This is a genomic window from Nosocomiicoccus massiliensis, from assembly GCF_000438455.1.
Lineage (GTDB): Bacteria > Bacillota > Bacilli > Staphylococcales > Salinicoccaceae > Nosocomiicoccus > Nosocomiicoccus massiliensis.
Genome location: NZ_CAVG010000117.1, coordinates 1 through 4124 on the forward strand (window position 1 = coordinate 1; position 4124 = coordinate 4124).

Annotated in this window: 5 protein-coding genes; all 5 read right to left on the minus strand. The window is 35.5% G+C overall.

Features of this window, described 5'->3' with window-relative positions; genetic code table 11:
- Nucleotides 1-66 precede the first annotated feature (66 nt).
- Complete coding sequence (pgsA, locus tag TJ68_RS05275; protein WP_040929120.1) at nt 67-651, minus strand: CDP-diacylglycerol--glycerol-3-phosphate 3-phosphatidyltransferase; 585 nt, start codon at nt 649-651, stop codon at nt 67-69.
- Nucleotides 652-654: 3 nt separating this feature from the next.
- Nucleotides 655-1404, minus strand: a complete 750-nt coding sequence (locus TJ68_RS08180; protein WP_052327331.1) for a helix-turn-helix domain-containing protein — start codon at nt 1402-1404, stop codon at nt 655-657.
- A 14-nt stretch (nt 1405-1418) separates the two neighbouring features.
- A complete protein-coding gene (locus tag TJ68_RS05285) occupies nt 1419-2108 on the minus strand; it encodes an SDR family oxidoreductase (RefSeq protein ID WP_040929121.1) in 690 nt (229 codons plus the stop codon).
- On the minus strand, nt 2101-3375 hold the full coding sequence (gene yfmH / locus TJ68_RS05290; protein WP_040929122.1) for an EF-P 5-aminopentanol modification-associated protein YfmH: 1275 nt from the start codon (nt 3373-3375) through the stop codon (nt 2101-2103). Before yfmH ends, TJ68_RS05285 begins: the two co-directional genes overlap by 8 nt.
- The coding region (locus TJ68_RS05295; RefSeq protein ID WP_040929123.1) for a M16 family metallopeptidase at nt 3365-4124 on the minus strand (760 nt) is incomplete at its 5' end. The genes yfmH and TJ68_RS05295, both read right to left, overlap by 11 nt.

Sequence of the window (4124 nt, forward strand, 5' to 3'; positions counted from 1 at the left end):
CTAAATTTCAAATATTAAATTCAGTATTTTAAATATCGATTACTTTTTAAAGCAGATAATTAAAAGTTAAGCTTTTTGATTTAAAAACACGTCTCGTCCTTTGTAGAAATACTCAATCATCGATAAAATCGTGAAGAACACTGCGATATATAGAGATATCATGCCGATAGATACCCCGATATAATTGACAAATAAATCTCCAAATAGAAGTAAGACGAGAGCAACCATTTGGAATACTGTTTTAATTTTTCCTAAATTACCAGCGGCACTGACAAACCCTTGTTCGATTTGAAGTAAACGTAGTCCTGTAACTGCAAATTCTCTTGCGATAATTACGATAGCAATCCAACTTGAAATTACTGACCATTCGACTAATACAATGAGACCTGAAGCGACGAGTAGTTTATCTGCAAGTGGGTCTAAAAATTTACCCATATTTGTAATTAAATTTAACTTGCGTGCTAAATAGCCATCTAACGCATCTGTCAATGACGCGACGACGAAAATAATCGCTGCGATAAGTTGCTCGATTAAAATCTCATTACCTCCGAATATCGCTACTGTACCGAAGTTAAAATCGTTAATTGCAAATATAATAAAGACCGGTATTAGTATGATTCTTATCACTGTAATCCAGTTAGGTAAATTCATAGTTTACTCCCTCTCAATCGTAAAATGATAAAACAACGTGCCGTCAGTTTGTACTTCATCATCTTCTAATTCAACATCGTTCACAAAGATACTGAGTTTGTCGTTCTCTTCAACTGCAATAAATAATTCCGATGCGTCTGACTGAATTAAATATGTCTCATCATTAATTGTTTCGTTGACGTACGTATTATTGTTATCGTCTGTCATGTTGACAGTACTCCCGTCACCTTTAAACGTGACGTTAATGTCATTTGACGTATTTATCGTATAAAACGCTGTATTGTCTTCAACGCGTTCTAGCGTTACGTTAAACGTGTCGTTTTCTTTTGGTGGTGTGACTTCGACTTCATCATATACAGGAGACTTTCTAAAGTAATCTCCTTGCCCACCGACTTGTAAAAGAACAAGCCAAAGAACAAACAATACTCCAATCACAATTAAAAACGTATAAATCGTCTTTTTTAAATAGAGCATGTCTTTATCGACTTTATTTTCTTTACGCTCTTTATAGACCGCTTCTTTAGTCGGTATTTCGTCGCCGTAACGTTCAAATAAATCGTCACTATTTAACTGTAAAGCATCCGCATACGTACGAATTAAATACTTCGCGTGACTACTATCCGGAAGTTTCTGATAGTCGCCTCTTTCTAGCGTTTGAATAATGTCACGACGAATATTCGTACGTGCTTCAATTTCACGTAACGTAATTCCTTTTTGTTCTCTCACATTTCTTAAGTATGGTCCTAAACTCATAATTTAACCCTTCTTTATAACGTGTACCATCCACCGTTAATATTTAGCACTTCACCTGTGATTGATTGACTCTCTTCACTGAGTAAGAAGTTCACAAGTTTTGCAACCTCAACTGGTTCAATCAATCTTTGCTGTGGTAACTCTTCGAGTAAAACTTTAATATCCTCTTCGCTTAAAAGATTCGTCATCTTACCTTTAACAGCACCTGGTGCGACGGCGTTAATCGTAATATTCGTACCCGCGTACTCGACAGCGAGTGAACGAACGAGCGTGTTTTGTGCACCTTTCATCGACGCATAAACACTTTCACAACTCGCACCAATTTGACCGTACACACTTGAAATGACGACGATGCGTCCGTGTGAACTTTTCTTTAATTTCGGTAATGCTGCCTGTATAAAAACGATTAAGTTCCGTAATTGGATGTTATACTGTTCGTCGATAACATGTAGTGGTGTATCTTCTAGCATATCAAAATACGCACTACCAGGTGTATAAATTAAACAATCGATTGTTTCGGAATGTTTAAATGTCTCTTCGACTTCTTCAATAGAAATCGGCTGTGATAAGTCAAAGTAATGATGCAAATTGCCATAATTTGACGGCGTATGTCTAGAGTAGCTAATGACGTGTTCGTCTTTTAATTCGTTATGTATTGCGGATCCAATGGACCCGCTACTTCCAACTAGTATGACGTTACGCATTTTTCATCAACACAACAGAGACATAGTCTTCATTTAATACAGTGTTAAATGCATCCTTCACGTCTTCGACGGTAATCGAATCGACGATATTTGGAATGTCATAAAGATTCCCACCGTCTAATAAATATTTTGTATATTGATTTGCAATATATTCTGGTGAGTTTAAAGAAGATAAATAGTCACCAATCGTTTCACGTTTTTCGCTTTGTAACATCTCTTCAGTGAAATAATCCGTATTTTTAACTTCATCGATAATCGCCTGAATTCGTTGAATCGTTTCTTCAGGTTTTTCACTATGTGCAATAAATAGCGTGTGTGAGAAGTCAGACTCCCCTTGGAAGCCGTATTGGAAACTATCATCTACAAGATTTTCATCGATTAGTTCATAGAAATACTGAGATTTCGCACCAAATACCATTTCTAACGCAAACATCATTGTGAAATCGAGTTTTAATAGCGAAGCGTCATCTAAATCGTGATTATATTTATATCCGAGCATCACTCGGTCATCCGACACGTTCATCTTTATTGTTTTTTCTTTGTCGTGAACGTGATTTTCTTCAGTCACTGTATGAAGTGTTAACTCTTTCGGGTCATGATTACGCTTTGATTGATGTGTTTCGATAAAACTAAATAACTCAGCATCATCTAAATCACCGACGACGATTAACACCATATTGTTCGGTGCATAAAACGTCTCATGACATAAATATAAATCTTCTTTTGTAATTTGTTGAATCGATTCTAACGTTCCAGCAATATCTATACGAACAGGATGTGTATTATATAAAGACTCCATCATCGTAGAAAATAATTTATATCCTGGATTATCTTGATACATTTTGATTTCTTCGTTAATAATGCCGACTTCTTTTTCGACAGATTGATCAGTGAAATAAGGATCTTCGACCATATCCATAAGAAGTTTTAAGTTGTCATAAAAGTTGTCTGTACAGCTAAATAAATAACTCGTACGGTCAAATGATGTAAATGCATTCGCACTTGCACCATGTTCGCTAAATTTATGGAAGACATCTCCATCTTCTTTTTCAAACATTTTATGCTCTAAAAAGTGTGCGATTCCGTCAGGAATTTTGTGCGTAAATCCGTCGACTGTAAAATGATTATTTATAGAACCAAAACGCGTCGTATACGTCGCAAACTTTTTGTTAAAGCCTGGCTTTTTAACGTAAATGACTTCTAAACCGTTTGGGAGTGTTTTACTAATGACTGTTTCTTCAAGTGCTTCATAATATTTAACTGTCATCACTATCTCCTCCTGTTAGCGTATATACCGTATCGAGATGAACCGAGTGCGCTGCTTCAATAATATCTTCACGCGTAATACTTTCAACTTTTTCTTTAAATTCATCATCTGTCATTCCAGTCAAGTTTTCGCTATATACGATTGATATCATACCTTTTGCTCGATCTTTACTGTTTTCTCTATCCGATAATAACTTTTTCTTCGTCTCTTCTAAAAACTCAGTAGTAAAGTCACCATTTTGGAATTTTTCAAGTTCGATAATGATGTGTTGTTCCGTTTCTTTCACACGTGAGTGGTCAACTCCAGCTAACGCAAATAAATATCCATTTTTAACATCGACATTTGAACTAATTTGATACGCTAACGAACGTGCTTCACGTAAATGCTTAAATAGATAGCTCGACGCGCCACCACCAAACATACGGTTAAAAATACGCACTGACATTTCGTTAGTTTTATCTTTATCGATTCTAAAACCTAAAATTGCTTTAGACTGTTCTACATCGTCATGATCTACTTTGTAGTTAACGATTTTTTTAAGATCTACTTCATAACTATTGAATGGTAGTTCAACATAGTTATCTCTTTCGTAGATTTTTTGTAAAAGATTAACTGAACGATCGTCGATATTTCCGCAGAGTAAAATCATCATTTCGTCCGTATCCATCATCGACTTGTGAACTTTTTTAATGTCATCAATTGTAATTTCATCGATATCTTCAATATTTCCGTAAGACAGTTGTCCTTCT